Below are 17,642 nucleotides of genomic sequence, written 5' to 3' on the forward strand. Positions count from 1 at the left end.
TTTCACCGGGGGGCCGGGCTGCCCCCCGCCCCCTGGTCTGGGGGGGGGGGCGGGCGGGGGGGGGGGGGGGGGGGGGGGGGGGGGGGGCCGCCCGCGGGGGGGGGCCCCCCCCCCCCGCGTCCGCGCACACCAGGGAAAGCCCGCGGAGAGATCACGAACCCGTCGCGGGGCGGCCCCGCCGCACCACCGTCAGACCAGGCAGCTGACGATCTCGCCGATCGAGCGGCGGCGGCCGGTGTAGAACGGGATCTCCTCCCGGACGTGCCGCCGCGCCCCCGAGGCGCGCAGGTCACGCATCAGGTCCACGATGCGGTGCAGCTCGTCCGCCTCGAAGGCGAGCATCCACTCGTAGTCGCCGAGCGCGAACGACGCCACCGTGTTGGCCCGCACGTCCGGGTAGCCCCGCGCCAGCCGGCCGTGCTCGGCGAGCATCTCGCGGCGCTCGGCGTCGGGCAGCAGGTACCACTCGTAGGAGCGGACGAACGGGTAGACGCAGAGGTAGTGGCGCGCCTTCTCGCCGGCCAGGAAGGCCGGGATGTGGCTCTTGTTGAACTCCGCCGGCCGGTGCAGGGCCATCTGCGACCAGACCGGGGCCATCGCGCGGCCGAGCGTGGTGCGGCGGAACCGCAGGTAGGCGTCCTGCAGCGCGTCGCTGGAGGACGAGTGCCACCAGATCATCAGGTCGGCGTCGGCGCGCAGGCCGGAGACGTCGTACGTGCCGCGGACCACCACGTCCTTGCCGGCCAGCTCGTCGAAGAGCGCCTGCACCTCGGCGGTGACGTTGTCCCGCAGCGACGGCAGCGGGTTGGTGGCCCGGAACACCGACCACATGGTGTAGCGGATGGTCTCGTTCAGCTCCCGCAGCCGGGCCGCGTTGGTCTGCTCGGTCATCTCCCCGATCCTCCCAGTGCAGTGATGATCTCGTCGGCCGCCGTCTCACCCGAACGGACGCAGACCGGGATGCCGACCCCGTCGTAGCCGGCACCGGCCAGGGCCAGCGTCGGATGGCTCGCCCGCAGCGCGGCCCGGACCCGGACCACCCGGTCGCCGTGCCCGGGGGTGTACTGGGGCAGCGCCCCGCCCCACCGTTGCACGTGCCCGTCCACCGGCGCGGGCAGTGGGACGCCGAGCACCGCCGACAGCTCCCGGTGCACGGTCGCGGCAAGATCCTCGTCGGAGCGTTGCAGGGACGCCTCCTCGCCGTACCGGCCGACGGAGGCCCGCACCAGGGCCAGGCCGTCGGGCCGACGCTGGTGCCCCCACTTCGTGGTGAAGAACGTGGACGCCTTGACCAGCAGGCCCTCGGTGCCGGGCACCAGGAAGCCCGAGAGCTCCGGCAGCTTCGGCTCCGGCAGCGCCAGGGTGACCAGGGCGACGCTGGCGTAGTCCAGCCCGCCGACGGTGCCGGCCAGCTCCGGTGCCGGGCCGGTGAGCAGCCGGGCGGCCGGGCGGGCCGGCACGGCGAGCACCACCGCGTCGACCTCGACGTGCTCCTCGTCGCGGGTCGGGCCGACGGTGAGCCGCCAACCGGTCGGCGTCGGGCGCAGCTCGCGGACCGCCGCGTCGGTGCGGATCGTCGCGCCGCTGTGCCGCGCCGCCGCCTCGATCAGGGTGCCGAGCCCGCCGGCGAGGGTGCCGAACACCGGGGCGCCGGGGGCGCGCGGCGCGGCGGCCTGCGCCGCGCGGACGGCACCGACCAGGGTGTGCTCCACCCGGGCCGTACGGGCCAGCGCCGGCATCGTCGTGGCCAGCGAGAGGTCGTCGGCCCGGCCCGCGTACACGCCGCCGAGCATCGGGTCGACCAGCCGGTCGACCACCTCGTCGCCGAACCGGGACCGCACCAGGGCACCGACGGCCACGTCCTCGTCCGGGCCGAGCAGCGGGCGGCCGGCGTCGCGGTCGGCGTCCGCGGCCGGCGTGGCGACCGTGCTCACCCGCGACAAGTCCCCGGGTACGCCGACCAGGGTCCCGCCGGGGATCGGGCGCAGCGCGCCGTCGACGGCGAGCGCGGCCTGCCCGACGGTGGGGTGGACGATGCGGTCGGCCAGCCCGAGCCGGCGGACCAGGGCGACGACGGCGGAGTCACCGCCGGCCGGGTCCCGCATCAGGAACGACTCGGCACCGAACTCGACCGGCCCACCGGCCAGCTCGCCGGTGCGCAGCTTGCCGCCGAGCGCGCCGGACTGCTCGTACACCGTGATCTCGGTGCCGGCGGGCGCCCGGTCGCGCAACCGGACCGCGGCGGCCAGCCCGGCGATCCCGCCGCCGACCACCGCCACCCGCCACGGCCACATGTCGCTCAGCTCCGGTCGGCCGGGGTGGCGGTCAGCTCGTGCACCAACGCGACCACCCGGGTCAGGACGTCGGGGTCGGTCTCCGGCAGCACACCGTGGCCAAGGTTGAAGACGTGCCCGGGCGCGGCCCGGCCCTCCGCGAGTACCCGGCGCACCTCGGCCTCGACCACCGGCCAGTCGGCGAGCAGGACGGCCGGGTCGAGGTTGCCCTGCACGGCCCGCTCCGGGCCGATCCGGCGGGTGGCGACGTCCAGCGGCGTACGCCAGTCGACGCCGACGACGTCCGCGCCGGCCTCGCCCATCGCCTCGAGCAGCTCGGCGGTGCCGACCCCGAAGTGGATCCGGGGCACGCCCGCGTCGGCCAGCCCGGTGAGCACGGCCGTGGAGTGGGGCAGCACGTAGCGGCGGTAGTCGGCCTGGGAGAGCGCGCCGGCCCACGAGTCGAACAGCTGCACGGCGGAGACCCCGGCCGCCACCTGGACGCGGAGGAAGGCCAGCGTGACCTCGGCCAGCCGGGAGCAGAGGGCGTGCCACAGGTCGGGGTCGCCGTACATGAGCGCCTTGGTCTTCGCGTGGGTACGCGACGGGCCGCCCTCGACGAGGTAGCTGGCCAGGGTGAAGGGCGCCCCGGCGAAGCCGATCAGCGGGGTGGCGCCCAGCTCGGCGACGAGCATCCGCACCGCCTCGTCCACGTACGCGACGTCGTCGCGGCCGATCGGGCGGATCCGCTCGACGTCCGCCGCGGTGCGCACCGGCTCGGCCACCACCGGCCCGGTGCCCGGCACGATGTCCAGGTCCACCCCGGCGGCGGCGACCGGCACCACGATGTCGCTGAACAGGATGGCCGCGTCGACGCCGTGGCGGCGCACCGGCTGGAGGGTGATCTCGGTGACCAGCTCCGGACGGCGGCAGGACTCCAGCATCGCCACGTTGGCCCGGATCTCCCGGTACTCCGGCAGGGATCGGCCGGCCTGACGCATGAACCAGACCGGGGTATGCGGGGCGGGCATCCGCCGGCACGCTCGGACGAAGGCCGAGTCTCCCGGTCCGGTGGGGGCGTTTTCTCCGTCTCGGGCGGCGGTGCCCGTGCTGTCCGTGGTCATCGCGGCCATCGTGCCACGCCGCACGCCGGCCCCGACGGGCCCCGCCCCGCTTTGTGACGCGCCGCGCCCGGCGGCCGTCGGCGCGCCGCCGCCACCGTCGCGGGGAAGGCGGCATAGGCTGCCGACATGGCCCCCCCGATCGCGCTCCCGGAGACGTTCGCCCGCGCGGTCGCCGGGCTGCGGTCCGCGGCGCCGCGGTCCGAGATCGTGCTCGAGGAGGTCGGTGCGCCGCAGCGGCTCGCGCCCTACTCCTTCGCCCTCTCCGCGGCCGTGCTGCGTGACGGGGACGAGGTCGCCACCGGGCGACTGATCCTGCTGCACGATCCGGCGGGACACGAGGCGTGGCAGGGCACCCTGCGGCTGGTCACCTACGTGACGGCCGAGCTGGAGGCCGACCTGGCCACCGACCCGCTGCTGCCCGGGGTGGGCTGGACGTGGCTGACCGACGCCCTGGACGCCCAGGAGGCAAGCCACCGGGCGATCGGCGGAACGGTCACCCAGACCATGTCGACCCGCTTCGGTGACCTGGCCGGCCCACCGACGGCCGGGGACGTCGAGATCCGCGCCTCGTGGACGCCGGTCGACGACGACCTGGCCCCTCACCTGCTCGCCTGGTGCGCCATGTTGGCGTCGACGGCCGGCCTGCCGCCGCCCGGGGTGACGGCGCTGCCGGAGCGCCGCCCCGCCGGCGCCGCCTGACCGCCGGCGGTCACCGCTGCGCGAACGCCCTCTCTCCGCCTCCGTGTCCGGCTCCGGACCGCGCCTGCGGGCCGCCCGGTCGACACGCACCCCGACCGGCTGCTCCCACGGGCACCCGCCGCGCACTAGGGTTGTCAGGTGACCGACGAACCACCCCTGCGCCGTCGGGCCGCCGAAAGCCGTACGGGAATCGACTCGCACCACCCGCCGTCGGCTCAGCCGGAGCCGGCGGGCGCGGGGCCCGACCCGAGCGACGGCGGCCCTGTTCCGCTGACCGCCCCCCGTGAGGGCACACCGCAGCCGGTGGCCACACCGGACGAGCTCGCCGAGGTCGTGGCCCGTTTCGCCGCCGGCAGCGGCCCGGTGGCCCTGGACGCGGAGCGTGCCTCCGGCTACCGCTACAGCCAGCGGGCCTACCTGGTGCAGCTGCGCCGCGCCGGCGCCGGCACGGTGCTGATCGACCCGCTGCCGCTGCCCGACCTGACCGCGCTCGACGAGGTGATCGGCGAGGCGGAGTGGGTGCTGCACGCCGCCAGCCAGGACCTGGCCTGTCTGGCCGAGGTCGGGCTGCGTCCACGCCGCCTGTTCGACACCGAGCTGGCCGCGCGGCTGGCCGGGTTCGAGCGGGTGGGCCTCGCCGCACTGACCGAGCAGCTGCTCGGGTTCACCCTGGAGAAGCACCACTCGGCGGCCGACTGGTCCACCCGTCCGCTGCCCGAGTCGTGGCTGACCTACGCGGCGCTCGACGTGGAGCTGCTCACCGACCTGCGGGACGCCCTCGACGAGGAGCTGACCCGACAGGGCAAGTCGGCGTGGGCGGCGGAGGAGTTCGCCGCGCTGGTCCGGGCCGGTGCCCGGCCGCCACGGGTGCGCGCGGAGCCGTGGCGGCGCACGTCCGGCATCCACCGTGTCCGCGGGGCGCGGGCCCAGGCGCGGGTCCGCTCGATGTGGTACGCCCGGGACCAGGTGGCCGCCCGCCGGGACGCCGCGCCGGGCCGGGTGCTGCCGGACTCGGCGATCATCGCCGCCGCCGAGCTGGATCCGAAGGACGAGAAGACCCTGCTCACGCTCCCCGGCTTCGGCGGCCGCTCGGTGCGGCGGCTGGCCCGCACCTGGCTGGCGGCGCTGGACGACGCGCGGCAGCTGCCGGACGACGCGCTGCCGGTGACGCCGGTGGTCGAGGGCCCGCCCCCGCCGCACCGGTGGGCCGAGCGGGATCCGGTGGCCGCCGGCCGGCTGGCCCGGTGTCGGGAGGTGGTGCTGCGGGTCTCCGGCGAGCACGGCCTGCCCGCGGAGAACCTCATCGCGCCGGACTCGGTGCGTCGGCTCGCCTGGGTGCCGCCGGAGGAGATCACCGAGGAGTCCGTACGCGAGACGCTGCGGGGCTTCGGCGCCCGTGAGTGGCAGATCGGCCTGCTGGTGAGCGACCTGGCCACCGCCCTGACCGATCCCCCGCCCGCGACCCCGGAGTAACGGCACCGTCCGGGTGTGGGGTGGGCCACACGGGGGGTGGTGTCCCAGTTGGTTACTGACGAGTAGCATCCGAGGGAAACGCCCGTGCCGGCGACCGTCGTCCGGTCCGTCGTGCCGCACCGCGGCACCGGGCCGGCGTCGGTCGGTAGAGGGAGGCTCAAAGTGCCCCGTGAAGTTCGGGATGTCGTCTTCGTCGACGGCGTCCGCACCCCGTTCGGCAAGGCGGGTGGCATGTACGCCAACACCCGCGCCGACGACCTGGTGATCCGCTGCATCCGTGAGCTGCTGCGCCGCAACCCGCAGCTGCCGCCGGAGCGGGTCGAGGAGGTCGCCATCGCCGCCACCACGCAGATCGGCGACCAGGGCCTCACCATCGGGCGGACCGCCGCGCTGCTGGCCGGCCTCCCCAAGACCGTTCCCGGCTTCGCGATCGACCGGATGTGCGCGGGCGCGATGACCGCGGTGACCACCGTGGCCGGTGGCATCGCGATGGGCGCGTACGACATCGCGATCGCCGGCGGCGTCGAGCACATGGGCCGCCACCCGATGGGTGAGGGCGTCGACCCCAACCCGCGGATCATCGCGGAGAAGCTGGTCGACCCGTCCGCGCTGGTCATGGGCGCCACCGCGGAGAACCTGCACGACCGCGTCCCGCGCATCACCAAGGAGCGCACCGACGCGTTCGCGCTCGCCTCGCAGCAGAAGACCGCCAAGGCGTACGCCAACGGCAAGCTCCAGGACGACCTGGTGCCCGTCGCGGTGCGTGACCCGGAGACCGGGTGGGGTCTGGCCACGGTGGACGAGGCGCCCCGGGACACCTCGATGGAGAAGCTCGCCACCCTCAAGACCCCGTTCCGCCCGCACGGCAAGGTCACCGCGGGCAACGCGGCCGGCCTCAACGACGGCGCGACCGCGAGCCTCATCGCCGCCGAGGAGACGGCCCGCGAGCTGGGCCTGCCGATCGCCATGCGGCTGGTGTCGTACGGCTTCGTCGGCGTCGAGCCCGAGGTGATGGGCATCGGCCCGATCCCGTCGACCGAGAAGGCGCTGCGCATCGCCGGCCTCACCATCGACGACATCGGCCTGTTCGAGCTGAACGAGGCGTTCGCCGTGCAGGTGCTCGCCTTCCTCGACCACTTCGGCATCGCCGACGACGACCCGCGGGTCAACCAGTGGGGCGGCGCCATCGCGATCGGGCACCCGCTCGCCTCCTCCGGTGTGCGGCTGATGACCCAGCTCGCCCGGCAGTTCGCCGAGCACCCCGAGGTCCGCTACGGCCTGACCGCCATGTGCATCGGCATCGGCATGGGCGGCACCGTGATCTGGGAGAACCCGCACTGGACGGAGGGCAACAAGTGAGCACGCTCGCCGCACCGAACGAGGTCGTCACCCGGGCGCTGCTGCGCCAGGTGAACGTGCCGGGGCTGGACCGCCCCGCCGCCCTGATCACCCTCGACAACGGCCTCGACCACACCAAGCCCAACACCTTCGGCCCGGCCGGTCTGACCAGCCTGGACGAGGCGATCACCGCCGCCCTGGCGGCGGACCCGGCGTTCATCGCGGTCACCGGCAAGCCGTACATCTTCTGCGTCGGCGCGGACATCGTCGGCCTGCCGCAGCTGGCGGACCGCGAGCAGGCGCTGGAGATCGGCCGGCTCGGCCATCGGGTCTTCGCCCGGCTCAAGGACAGCACGGTGCCCACCTTCGCGTTCGTCAACGGCGCGGCGATGGGCGGTGGCCTGGAGCTGGCGCTGCACTGTCACTACCGGACGCTCTCCGGTGGCGCGGCGGCGCTCGCCCTGCCCGAGGTGTCCCTCGGTCTGGTGCCCGGCTGGGGCGGCACCCAGCTGCTGCCGAACCTGATCGGCATCCCCGCCGCCACCCAGGTGATCATCCAGAACCCGCTGATGCAGAACAAGATGCTCAAGCCGAAGCAGGCCGCCGAGCTGGGCATCGCCGACATCCTGCTGGAGCCGGCCGACTTCCTGGAGCGGTCCCTCGAATGGGCGGCCGGTGTCGTCCGCGGCGAGGTCACCGTGACCCGGCCCGAGGTGGACCGGGACATGTGGGCGGGCGTGCTCTACTTCGCCCGGGAGACGCTGAACCAGCGGCTGCACGGCGCGGTTCCGGCCGCGTACAAGGCGCTGGACCTGCTGGAGACGGCGAAGGACGCCGACTTCGCGGCGGGCACCGCGGCCGAGGACGAGGCCCTCGCGGACCTGGTCTTCTCCGAGGAGCTGCGCAGCGGCCTGTACGCGTTCGACCTGGTGCAGCGGCGGGCCAAGCGGCCGGCCGGCGCGCCGGACAAGGGGCTGGCCCGCCCGGTCACCAAGGTCGGCATCGTCGGCGCCGGCCTGATGGCGAGCCAGCTCGCGCTGCTGTTCGCCCGCCGGCTCCAGGTGCCCGTCGTGATGACCGACCTGGACCAGTCGCGGGTGGACAAGGGCGTGGGCTACGTCCACACCCAGATCGAGAAGGCCGTCACCAAGGGCCGGATGGACAAGGGCACCGCCGCCAAGCTGTACGGCCTGGTCAGCGGCTCGGTCGACAAGGGCGCCTTCGCCGACGCCGACTTCGTCATCGAGGCGGTCTTCGAGGACCTCGGCGTGAAGAAGCAGGTGTGGGCCGAGCTGGAGAAGATCGTCAAGCCGGAGGCGGTGCTGGCGACGAACACCTCCTCGCTGTCGGTCACCGAGATGGCCGCGGACCTGGAGCACCCGGAGCGGGTGGTCGGGTTCCACTTCTTCAACCCGGTCGCCGTGCTGCCGCTGCTGGAGATCGTGCGGGGCGAGCGGACCGACGACGCCACCCTCGCCACCGCGTTCGCCGTCGGCAAGCAGCTGAAGAAGTCGTCGGTGCTGGTCAAGGACGCCCCCGCGTTCGTGGTCAACCGGCTGCTCACCCGATTCCTCGGCACGGTCTTCGCGGCCGTCGACGCCGGTACGCCGCTGGACGTGGCGAACAGCGCGCTGGACCCGCTGGGCCTGCCGATGCGCCCGCTCGCCCTGCTGCAGCTCGTCGGCCCCGCGGTCGCGTACCACGTGGGCGGCACCCTGCACGCCGCGTTCCCGGACCGGTTCGGTGTCAGCGAGAACCTCAAGCGCATCGCCGACTCGGGCCAGCCGATCGTCGTGGACGACGAGGTGAACCCGGAGGTGGCGAAGCTGCTGGTGGTGGGCGACAACCCGCTCACCGCCGAGCAGGTCCGGCAGAACGCCCTGGACGCGCTGGCGCAGGAGATCCGGCTGATGCTCGACGAGGGCGTCGTCGCCGAGGCGCAGGACATCGACCTGTGCATGATCCTCGGTGCCGGCTGGCCGTTCCACCTGGGTGGCGTCACGCCGTACCTGGATCGCACCGGCACCTCGAAGCGCGTCACCGGCCGGCGGTTCCTGCCGCTTGGCGCGGCGAGCCTTCCGGCCTGACCCGCACCGCTCCCCCACCTCGCGGTGGTCGGCGGCGTCCCACCCGACGCGGCCGGCCACCGCGAGCGTCTGTACGAGGGTCCCTGGCCGGTCGACGGACAGCGGCGGAGGCATCGGCCTGGCTAACATCACGCGTTCGGCATTTCTCACCTGGAGCTGACGCATGTCCTATCCGCCGGCCGATTCCTATCCCCCGCCCTCCGGGCCGGGCTCCTATCCCCCGCCCCGCCAGCCGGGCGGTTACCCACCGGCCGCGCAGGGCGGCCACCCCCAGCAGAGCGGCTACCCGCAACAGGGCGGCTACCCCCAGCAGGGTGGCTATCCGCAACAGGGTGGTTACCCGCAACAGGGCGGCTACCCCCAGCAAGGTGGCTACCCCGAGCAGGGCGGCTACCCCCAGCAAGGTGGTCACCCCGGCCCGCAGCAGGGCGGGCACCCCTACCAGGGCGGCGGGTACGCCGGCCCGCAGCAGGGCGGCGGGTACGCGAGCCCGCAGCAGGGCGGCTATCCGGACCAGTCCGACGCTTACGCGCAGCCCTCGCCGGACGGCGGCTACCAGCAGCAGGGCGGCGGCTACCCACCCCCGCCGGGTCAGCCGGGCGGCTACCCTTCGGCGCCGCAGGACGGTCCGCAGCCCTTCCCGCCGTCCGGGGACCCGAACGCCTCCGTCCCGCCACCGCGGAAGAGTCGCGTCGGCCGGATCGTCCTGATCGCGGTCGTGGCGGTCCTCGTGCTGTGCGGGGCCGGCGCGGGGATCACCTGGTTCGCGATCAAGGACGACGTGCAGGAAGGTGTCCAGGCGAGCCGCACCCGGCTCGAGGCGCCGGAGACGCTCGCCGGTCGACCGAAGATCACCGACCCGGCGATGCAGTCGCTCACCGACCAGATGGTCGCCGAGATGAAGAAGACGGCCCGCGGTGAGACCAGCGCGGTGGGCGCCTTCTACGGCGACCCCGCGAAGCAGGATCTGGTGATGGTCTTCGGGGTCTCCGGTGTGATGGCCGACCCGAAGAAGGAGCTGGACGACGCGGTCGCCGGCCTGGGCTCACAGTTCGGCATGAAGGGGATGAACCCGGTGGAGCCCGGTCCGCTGGGCGGCGAGGCCCGCTGCGGTGACGGGACGGCCGAGGGCGCCCCGCTCGGGGTCTGCATCTGGGCCGACAAGGGCAGCGTCGGCGCGATCGTCATGTTCTTCAAGACCGGCGAGCAGGCCGGGGCGGACTTCGCGGCGATGCGCAACGAGGTCGAGAAGCGCGACTGATCCGTACCGTGGGGCTCCGACGTCGACCGCCGGGGCCCCACGGCCCGACCGTCAGGCGGTCGGGAAGTACGTGTCGAGCTTGCGGCGAAGGTGCGCCGCGTAGAGGAAGCCGAGCATCGGGTTGCCCCGGAAGGCGCTCGCGGAGGCCGTCCCGGCGTCCACCACCACCGGCCGGCACAGCGCGGCGAACTTCAGCCGCTGCTTCTCCCGTGCCCAGGCAACGGCCGCCGGGTCGATCTCGGTGCCGACCAGCGCGGGGAAGACCGCCACGCCACTCTGCACGCCGCGCAGGCTCCCCTTGCGAGCGATCACGTAGTCCAGCGCGGAGGTGCTGAACGCCTCCAGGTCGGCGGCCGCGACCACCGTCGCCGGCGCGGCGATGGTGAACAGGTGCAGCTTGGTCGCCATCCACCGCAGCTTGAAGTCGGCCCGGTAGCCGACCAGCACCGGCACCCCGCCCCAGTCCTCAGTCCGCACCTCGCAGCCGTCGTCCCGCAACCGCTGCCCGGTCGCGCCCAGGTAACTCCGCACCGGCTCCGTCGCCGTGGTGTCCATGTGTCCTCGCCTTCCCGTCCTGCCGTCCCGGCGGCTCATCAAACACCACCACCGCCCGCGCCGCCGCCCCGCTGCGACGGCGCCGTCATCCGCGATCCGCCCCGCCCCAGCTCACGGTCCGTCGGGCACACTCGGCGCATGACGAGTACGGGGACCGTCCGGACGTGGAACGCCGACCAGGGTTGGGGCGTCATCGACGGGCCGGACGTGCCGGGCGGCTGCTGGGTGCACTTCTCAGCCGTCGCCGTGGACGGCTACCGGGATCTGGCCGGCGGGCAGCGGGTCACGTTCCGCGCCGAGGCGGAGGCCCAGGACGGCTTCGGCTACCGGGCCGTGAAGGTGTGGACGGGCGACACCGAGCCGGACGAGCGGCGGGACGACGAGCCGTCCGCCGCGTACCGGAGCAGCCTCACCGTGACCTTCGACGACCCGCCGGCGGCCGACGGTCACTGACCATCGGTCGGTCGTCCCGGGCGCGAACCGCCCCCAGGACGACCCGGGCGCGTCCTCAGGCGGGGGTGACGGCCCGCTCCGCCGCGCTGCGCTCCACGCAGAACTCGTTGCCCTCCGGGTCGGCGAGCACCGCCCAACCGGTGCCGTCCGGCTGACGGTGGTCGGTGAGCAGGGACGCGCCGAGACCGAGCAGCCGCTCAACCTCCTCGTCCCGGGTGCGGTCGGTGGGCTGGAGGTCCAGGTGCACCCGATTCTTCGCCACCTTGTCCTCCGGCACCCGCTGGAACAGCATGCCGCCCTCGACGATGTCCGCACCGGACAGCAGCGCGCACTCCTCCTCGCCCGGCGCGTTCTCCGGATGGTGTCGCAGCCCCGTCGCCTCGGCCCAGAAGCTCGCCATCGTGAAGGGGTCGGCGCAGTCGAAGTCGATCCAACGCACTCGCAGAGTCATGCCCCGAACCTCTCACGACGTTCAAACGGTTTTCGACGGCCGCGACGGGGCGGACGCCGCCGGGACGACATCCGCCGACGGGAGGGTGACGGTCACCTCCAGGCCACCGCCGGGCTGCGCGACCGCCTGCACGGTGCCGCCGTGCGCGTCACAGACCGCGCGGACGATGGACAGGCCCAGGCCGGAGCCGCGCGCGCCGGTACGCTCCCGCCCGCCACGTCGGAACGGCTCGAACAGGCCCGGCACGTCCGCCGGGTCCACCTCGAAGCCGGTGTTCCCCACCACGAGCCAGGAGCGCTCGCCATCCGAACCGGTCCGGACCCAGAGCCGCCCGTGCAGGTGGTTGTAGCGGACCGCGTTCTCGATGAGGTTGCCCGCCAGCCGGTCCAGCAGGCCCGGGTCGCCGACCACCGGTGCGGACTCCAACGAGGTCTGCACCCGCAGGCCGATCCGCTCCACCTCGCGCCGCACCGCCGACAGGGCATTGGCCGTGCCGGTGGCCAGGTCGCACTCCGTGCGGCGGCCGAGCCGGCGCCCGACCTGCGCCTCGCTGCGGGCCAGCACCAGCAGCGCGTCCACCAGACCGTTCGCCCGTTCCGAGGCGTCCCGGACCACCGTGGCCATCCGGCGGTACTCGGCGGCGTCCGCCTCGTCGTCGCTGAGGGTCACGTCGATCTCGGTGCGCATGACCGCGAGGGGGGTCCGCAGCTCGTGCGAGGCGTTGGCCACGAAGCGCTTCTGCGCCTCGAACGCGTCGGTGATCCGGTCCAGCATCGCGTCGAACGTCTTCGCCAGCTCGGCCACCTCGTCGTCGGCTCCGGAGTAGCCGATCCGCTGGTCGAGGGTGGCCTCACCGAGCCGCTGGGCGGTGGCGGTCACCTGGTGCAGCGGGCGCAGCGCCCGCCCCGCGACCGCGTACGCGCCGGCCACCCCGACCACGCTGATCGCCAGCAACGCCACGAGCCCCTTGGCCAGCAGCTCGCCGGAGGCCGCGTCGACCAGCTGCCGCTGCCATTCGGCGGCGTCGAGGGTACGGCCGTCGGCGAGCACCACGGTGGTGCCGGGCAGCAGCTCGTCGGTGGGGCGCAGCGCGTCGCGCACCAGCAGCCAGGCGAGCAGCACGAGAATCGCCCCGGCGCCGACCAGCAGCACGCCGTTGAGCAGCGTGAGCCGCAGCCGCAACGTGGGCCGCAACCGTGGCCGGGTCACGCCGCGACCTCGGCGGTGCGGTAGCCGGCGCCGACCACCGTCTCGATCAGCGGCGGGTCGCCGAGCTTCTTGCGCAGCGTCATCACGGTGACCCGGACGATCGTGGTGAACGGGTCGGTGTTCGCGTCCCACACCCGCTCCAGCAGCTCCTCGCTGGAGACCACCGCGCCGCGCGCCTTCAGCAGCTCGCGGAGCACACCGAACTCCTTGTTCGTCAGGTCGACGGGCGCCCCGGCCCGGGTGACGACCCGCCGGGCCGGGTCCAGGACCAGGTCGGCCACGGCGAGCACCGGCGGGGCGGCCGGGGTGGCCCGCCGGCCCAGCGCCTGCACGCGGGCGACCAGCTCGTCGAAGGCGAACGGCTTGGGCAGGTAGTCGTCGGCGCCGAGCTGGAGGCCCTCGACCCGGTCGGCGACCGTGCCGCTGGCGGTCAGCATCAGCACCCGGGTCAGCGTGCCCGAGGCGGCCAGCTCGGCGCAGATCTGGTCGCCGTGCACGCCCGGCAGGTCCCGGTCCAGCACCACCACGTCGTAGCGGGTGACGAAGGCCATCTCGTGCCCGGTGTCGCCGTCGTAGGCCACGTCGACCGCCAGGCCCCGCTTGCGCAGCCCCCGCGCGATCGCGTCGGCGAGGTTGCGCTCGTCCTCCACCACCAGTACCCGCATGCCGGCCTCCTCCTGCTGACCACCGACAACGCCGACCCCCGACGACGCTGACCACCGACAACCTAGTGCCGGCCACCAAACCAGCGTCCCTCGCCGCCCGGGTCGGCCGCCGATTGCCCGAACCCCCGGCGTACGCGAGGCTTGCCGCAGCCCAGCGCCACCCGACGGAGGACGTGCCATGACCACAGCGACCCTGCGGAACATCGCCTACCGGGGTTTCCGGTTCCCGGGCGACGAGACCGGCGGCGTCACGGTCGGGCTACGGGCCGGGGCGTACGGGCTGGTGCTGGCGGGGCCGGCCGGCGACCGGGTGCGTCCCGGCCCGGACGGCGACGACCGGCGCTACGAGTGGGGCCATTGGACCGCGCCGCCGACGCCGTGCGGGTTCCGCGTGGCCGAGGTGGTGCCGTCCTGGACGGCGGACACCCCGGACGGCTGCTGGATCGAGGTCGAGCTGCGCGGCTGGCACGACGACACCCCCACCACGGGCTGGTACGTGCTGGGCCGCTGGTCCGCCGACGACCGGTCGCTGCGCCGGACCTCGGTGCCGGGGCAGCGCGACGGCGGTGCCCGGGTCTCGACCGACACGCTCGTGGTCGACGACGCCACGGTGACCGGCTGGCAGGTGCGGGTCACCCTGCTGCGACCGGCCGGCAGCCCGCTCACCCCGACGCTGCGCACCGTCGGCGCGGTCGCCTCCGGCCGTGACGACGCCGAGCCGCACCCGACGTCGCCGGCGCAGCGGCCACCGTCCGGGACGGGCACCGCCTGGGGCGTGGTGCTGGAGGTGCCGCGCTACTCCCAGCGGCGCCACGGCGCGTACCCGCGCTGGGGCGGGGGCGGCGACTCCTGGTGCAGCCCGACCTGCACGTCGATGGTGCTGGAGTTCTGGGGCGCCGCGCCGTCGCCCGAGCGGTACGCCTGGGTCGACCCGCCCGGCCCGCGGCCGGTGGTCGTGCACGCCGCCCGGCACTGTTTCGACCACGCCTACGCGGGGGCCGGCAACTGGTCGTTCAACACCGCGTACGCGGGGCTGCACGGCGTCGACGCCTTCGTCACCCGGCTGCGGTCGCTGGCCGAGGCGGAGGCGTTCATCGCCGCCGGCATCCCGCTGGTGGTGTCCGCGGCGTTCACCCGGGGCGAGGTGCCGGGGCTGGACTACGACACGAAGGGGCACCTGATCGTGCTGGTCGGCTTCTCCGCCGACGGCGACCCGGTGCTCAACGACCCGTACGCCCCGGACGACGAGGCGGTGCGGCGGACGGTGGACCGGGCCCGGTTCGAGGCGGTGTGGCAGCGGGGCAGCGGTGGGATGGCGTACGTCATCCGACCGCCCGGGGTGCCGCTGCCGTCGGCGCCCGCGCAGCCCAACTGGTGATCAGCGGCGGGGCCACCACACCCCGTACGCGCCGTCCGTGCGCCGGCAGAGCAGCCGGTCCCCGTTGCCCTGGCACTCCCCGCCGGCGTCGGAGAGCACGTCCAGCAGACGGGCGGTGCCGGCGCCGGCGTCCAGTTCGGCGACGAGCAGGCCGCCGTCCGGGTGCCGGCGGGTGCCGACCAGCGGCTGGTCGCGCCGCGCCGGGAACGCCATCTCCCAGAGCCCCAGCTCGCCGAGGACGGCGCCGGTGCTGGGGTCGAGCACGGCGAGCTGCTCGGCGCCCGGGCCGGCGGTGCTCGCCGCGCCGACCAGCAGCCGGCCACCGGTCGACCAGACCCCGGCCCACCGGTCGTCGGTCCACAGCTGCCGCCCGGTGGCCGGGTCGAGCACCCACAGCCCGACGTCCCGGCCCCCGACACAGATGACCGGGTCGCACTCCCCGGCGTAGAGCGCGTCACCGACCCGGGTCTGCCAGCGCCGCTGCAGCCGATCCAGGTCGTAGCCGGTCACCGTGCCCGGTGTGTCGCCGACGGCGACCAGCAGGTCCCCGATGAGCTGCACGTTGACGTTGCGCTCCCCCTGCCAGAGGTCCGCGCCGACCCGCAGCGCGCCGGTGACCGCGTCGAAGACCTCGACCCGGCCCTCGGCGCTGATCAGCGCGATCCGGTCCACCCCGGTGCCCGTGTAGCGGTAGACGACCTGGTGGCCGGCGACCGGGATCGTCCAGCGCGGCGCGCCGCAGCAGGGGTCGACCGCCCGCAGCGTGCCGCTCAGGTCGGGGTCGATCGACTCCAGCAGCAGGTTGCCGTCCGCGAGCTCCAGCGGTCTGCCCGGCTGCTGCCACCGGTAGGCCCCGGTCTCCAGGTCCAGCACCACCGTGAGGCTGCGCTCGACACCGGAGCCGCCCTGGTGGCCGGTCACCACCAGCATCCCGCCCACCGACGACATCCCCCAGTAGCGGCCCTGCGCCGGCAGGCTCGACTCCCACGCCGGCTCTCCACCGGGCAGCCGGTAGGCGGCCAGCCGACGGTCGCCGGACCCGTCGAACGGGTCGATGATCATGACCAGGTCGCCGACGAGGAGGGCATCCGCTCCCAGCCGGGCCGGCAGGACGACCTCGGCGCGCTCCAGGGTCGGTACGCTGCCGGTGAGGCACGCCAGCAGCAGGACGAGCGCCAGGGCGCAGCGCAGCGGCCGACCGACGGCGCGCGGCGGCCGGGGCAGCCGATCGGGCTCCGGCTCGTGCCGCAGCTCCCCGAGATCGATCATCGGGCCGCTGGTCACCGTCGCCACCGCCACACTCCGAACGAGCCGTCCCTGCGGCGACACACCATCGCGTCCTCCCCGCTCTGGCAGACTCCCGACGCGTCGTCGATCACGCCGATCAGCCGCGGTCCGACCGCGGCATCCCACTCGACGACGACGAGCCGCCCGTCGTCGGCCCGCCGATAGCTGACCGGCGGCCGCTCCGCCCCGGCCGAGGCCATCGGCTGCCACGTGCCCCACTCGGCCACCACCGCGCCGGTGTCGGCGTCCAGGGCCGCGTACACCTCGCCCGCCGGCTCGGAGGTGGTCACCAGCACCCGGCCCGCCCCGCTGGCCAGCACCCCGCTCCACGCCGGAGCGGTCCACCGGGTGACGCCGGTCGCCGGGTCGAGGGCCTGGATCGCGCCGGGCGCGGTGTCGGCGCAGAGCACCCCGCCGCACGGCAGCACGTACGACACCTGCGGCGCGTCGACCGACCAGCGCGGCTCCAGCCGCTCCAGGTCGAACGCCCGCAGCACCGCGCCGTCCATGACGATCAGCAGGTCACCGACGACCTGGTGGCGGGACTGCTCCGGGGTGGCCACGCCGCGCGTCACGGTGGCGCGGCGCACCACGGCGCCGGTCGCGGCGTCCCGCAGCTCGGCCGTCCCGTCGTATCCGAGCAGCAGGACCCGGTCGATGATCCCGTCCCGCATCCGGTACTGGGCGCCGGGCGGGAGCGGGCCGGGTGTGGACCAGATCGTCCGCCCCGAGGCGAGGTCGACCGCACTGACCGTCCGCTGACCGACCGGCCGTTCCAGCAGCAGCCGTCCGCTCGCGTCGAGCTGGCTGAAGCCGGGCTGCCGCCAGCGGAGCCGCCCGGTCGCCGCGTCCAGGACGACCGTCTCCGGCTCGCCGTCCGGGGCGATGTTGGCGGAGAGGACCAGCGCGTCGTCGGCCGCCGCCACCCGCCACAGCTCACCGACGACAGGCACCCGGACCCGCCACCGGGGCGCGGGCCGCTGGGCGGTGGTGGCGGCCCGCTCGGGCAGCGGGTAGGCGACCAGGTCACGGCTCCCGTCGGTCACGCCCTCGGCGGGGCGGGCGATGAGGAGCAGGTCGCCGGCGAGGAACGCCTCGGCGTCCGGGGCGCCGGGCACGACGGCCCGCACCCGGCCCGCTGCCGGTGCCGCGGCGGCCAGGGTCACCAGCGCGACCGCACCCACCAGGAGCATCCGCAGTGGACGGCGCAGGATCGGGCGTCGGCGCGGGGTCGGGGCCGGGACCGGGTCGGCACGAAGTTCGCCCAGGTCGATGAGCGTCATGACCGTCCTCCCGTCACCTCGTCGCGACGGGTGCGAACCGGCAAACCGGCTGCGACCGCCACGGCCCGGCAAAAGCGACGCATCCCCGCCTGTACGATGGCGCGTC

Annotated in this window: 16 protein-coding genes; 7 read left to right on the forward strand and 9 right to left on the reverse strand. The window is 74.7% G+C overall.

What is annotated here, in order from left to right; translation table 11 throughout:
• Window positions 1–189: 189 nt before the first annotated feature.
• From hemQ to hemE, 3 genes are read right to left on the reverse strand one after another with little or no spacing between them, the layout of a single operon-like run.
• On the reverse strand, window positions 190–891 hold the full coding sequence (gene hemQ, locus ACIBTV_RS09235; RefSeq protein ID WP_396703516.1) for a hydrogen peroxide-dependent heme synthase: 702 nt from the start codon (window positions 889–891) through the stop codon (window positions 190–192).
• The gene (gene hemG, locus ACIBTV_RS09240) at window positions 888–2,294 is read right to left on the reverse strand and encodes a protoporphyrinogen oxidase (RefSeq protein WP_396703517.1); all 1,407 of its coding nucleotides are present in this window, start codon (window positions 2,292–2,294) and stop codon (window positions 888–890) included. Before hemG ends, hemQ begins: the two co-directional genes overlap by 4 nt.
• Window positions 2,295–2,299: 5 nt before the next feature.
• Entirely contained in the window at window positions 2,300–3,406 is a 1,107-nt protein-coding gene (gene hemE, locus ACIBTV_RS09245) for a uroporphyrinogen decarboxylase (protein ID WP_396703518.1), read from the reverse strand.
• A gap of 117 nt (window positions 3,407–3,523) precedes the next feature.
• Here hemE and ACIBTV_RS09250 point away from each other — a divergent pair, with 117 nt between their 5' ends.
• The 5 genes from ACIBTV_RS09250 to ACIBTV_RS09270 all read left to right on the forward strand — a co-directional run bounded on the left by ACIBTV_RS09250 (window position 3,524) and on the right by ACIBTV_RS09270 (window position 10,255).
• Entirely contained in the window at window positions 3,524–4,096 is a 573-nt protein-coding gene (locus ACIBTV_RS09250) for a DUF3000 domain-containing protein (RefSeq protein ID WP_396703519.1), read from the forward strand.
• Window positions 4,097–4,234: 138 nt separating this feature from the next.
• Entirely contained in the window at window positions 4,235–5,569 is a 1,335-nt protein-coding gene (locus tag ACIBTV_RS09255) for an HRDC domain-containing protein (RefSeq protein ID WP_396703520.1), read from the forward strand.
• Between the two features lie 162 nt (window positions 5,570–5,731).
• Window positions 5,732–6,928 carry a thiolase family protein gene (locus ACIBTV_RS09260; RefSeq protein WP_396703521.1) on the forward strand — a complete coding sequence of 399 codons (1,197 nt, stop codon included), beginning with the start codon at window positions 5,732–5,734 and terminating at the stop codon, window positions 6,926–6,928.
• Window positions 6,925–8,994, forward strand: coding sequence for a 3-hydroxyacyl-CoA dehydrogenase NAD-binding domain-containing protein (locus ACIBTV_RS09265; RefSeq protein WP_396703522.1), 2,070 nt, complete (start codon window positions 6,925–6,927; stop codon window positions 8,992–8,994). Before ACIBTV_RS09260 ends, ACIBTV_RS09265 begins: the two co-directional genes overlap by 4 nt.
• Before the next feature lie 163 nt (window positions 8,995–9,157).
• Window positions 9,158–10,255: a hypothetical protein gene (locus tag ACIBTV_RS09270; protein WP_396703523.1), complete on the forward strand. Its 1,098-nt coding sequence runs from the start codon at window positions 9,158–9,160 to the stop codon at window positions 10,253–10,255.
• Window positions 10,256–10,306: 51 nt separating this feature from the next.
• Here the strand turns inward: ACIBTV_RS09270 and ACIBTV_RS09275 are convergent, their stop codons facing one another.
• Window positions 10,307–10,810, reverse strand: a complete 504-nt coding sequence (locus tag ACIBTV_RS09275; RefSeq protein ID WP_396703524.1) for a levansucrase — start codon at window positions 10,808–10,810, stop codon at window positions 10,307–10,309.
• Between the two features lie 138 nt (window positions 10,811–10,948).
• Here ACIBTV_RS09275 and ACIBTV_RS09280 point away from each other — a divergent pair, with 138 nt between their 5' ends.
• Window positions 10,949–11,263 carry a cold-shock protein gene (locus ACIBTV_RS09280; protein WP_396703525.1) on the forward strand — a complete coding sequence of 105 codons (315 nt, stop codon included), beginning with the start codon at window positions 10,949–10,951 and terminating at the stop codon, window positions 11,261–11,263.
• A 55-nt stretch (window positions 11,264–11,318) separates the two neighbouring features.
• Here the strand turns inward: ACIBTV_RS09280 and ACIBTV_RS09285 are convergent, their stop codons facing one another.
• Genes ACIBTV_RS09285 through ACIBTV_RS09295 form a run of 3 tightly spaced genes read right to left on the reverse strand, consistent with a single transcriptional unit; the run spans window position 11,319 to window position 13,588 of the window.
• Window positions 11,319–11,714, reverse strand: coding sequence for a VOC family protein (locus tag ACIBTV_RS09285; protein WP_396703526.1), 396 nt, complete (start codon window positions 11,712–11,714; stop codon window positions 11,319–11,321).
• A 21-nt stretch (window positions 11,715–11,735) separates the two neighbouring features.
• A complete protein-coding gene (locus tag ACIBTV_RS09290; protein WP_396703527.1) occupies window positions 11,736–12,923 on the reverse strand; it encodes a sensor histidine kinase in 1,188 nt (395 codons plus the stop codon).
• Complete coding sequence (locus ACIBTV_RS09295) at window positions 12,920–13,588, reverse strand: response regulator transcription factor (RefSeq protein ID WP_396703528.1); 669 nt, start codon at window positions 13,586–13,588, stop codon at window positions 12,920–12,922. The genes ACIBTV_RS09290 and ACIBTV_RS09295 overlap by 4 nt, the downstream gene beginning before the upstream one ends.
• A 178-nt stretch (window positions 13,589–13,766) precedes the next feature.
• On the opposite strand from ACIBTV_RS09295, the gene ACIBTV_RS09300 reads away from it, so the two are divergent.
• Entirely contained in the window at window positions 13,767–14,966 is a 1,200-nt protein-coding gene (locus ACIBTV_RS09300; RefSeq protein ID WP_396703529.1) for a C39 family peptidase, read from the forward strand.
• Here the strand turns inward: ACIBTV_RS09300 and ACIBTV_RS09305 are convergent, their stop codons facing one another.
• Complete coding sequence (locus tag ACIBTV_RS09305) at window positions 14,967–16,259, reverse strand: PQQ-binding-like beta-propeller repeat protein (RefSeq protein WP_396703530.1); 1,293 nt, start codon at window positions 16,257–16,259, stop codon at window positions 14,967–14,969.
• Window positions 16,247–17,536 (reverse strand): PQQ-binding-like beta-propeller repeat protein, encoded by a 1,290-nt coding sequence (locus ACIBTV_RS09310; RefSeq protein WP_396703531.1) that lies wholly within the window; start codon window positions 17,534–17,536, stop codon window positions 16,247–16,249. Before ACIBTV_RS09310 ends, ACIBTV_RS09305 begins: the two co-directional genes overlap by 13 nt.
• Between the last annotated feature and the right edge of the window lie 106 nt (window positions 17,537–17,642).

Source organism: Micromonospora sp. NPDC049366 (assembly GCF_044466625.1).
Taxonomy (GTDB): domain Bacteria; phylum Actinomycetota; class Actinomycetes; order Mycobacteriales; family Micromonosporaceae; genus Micromonospora.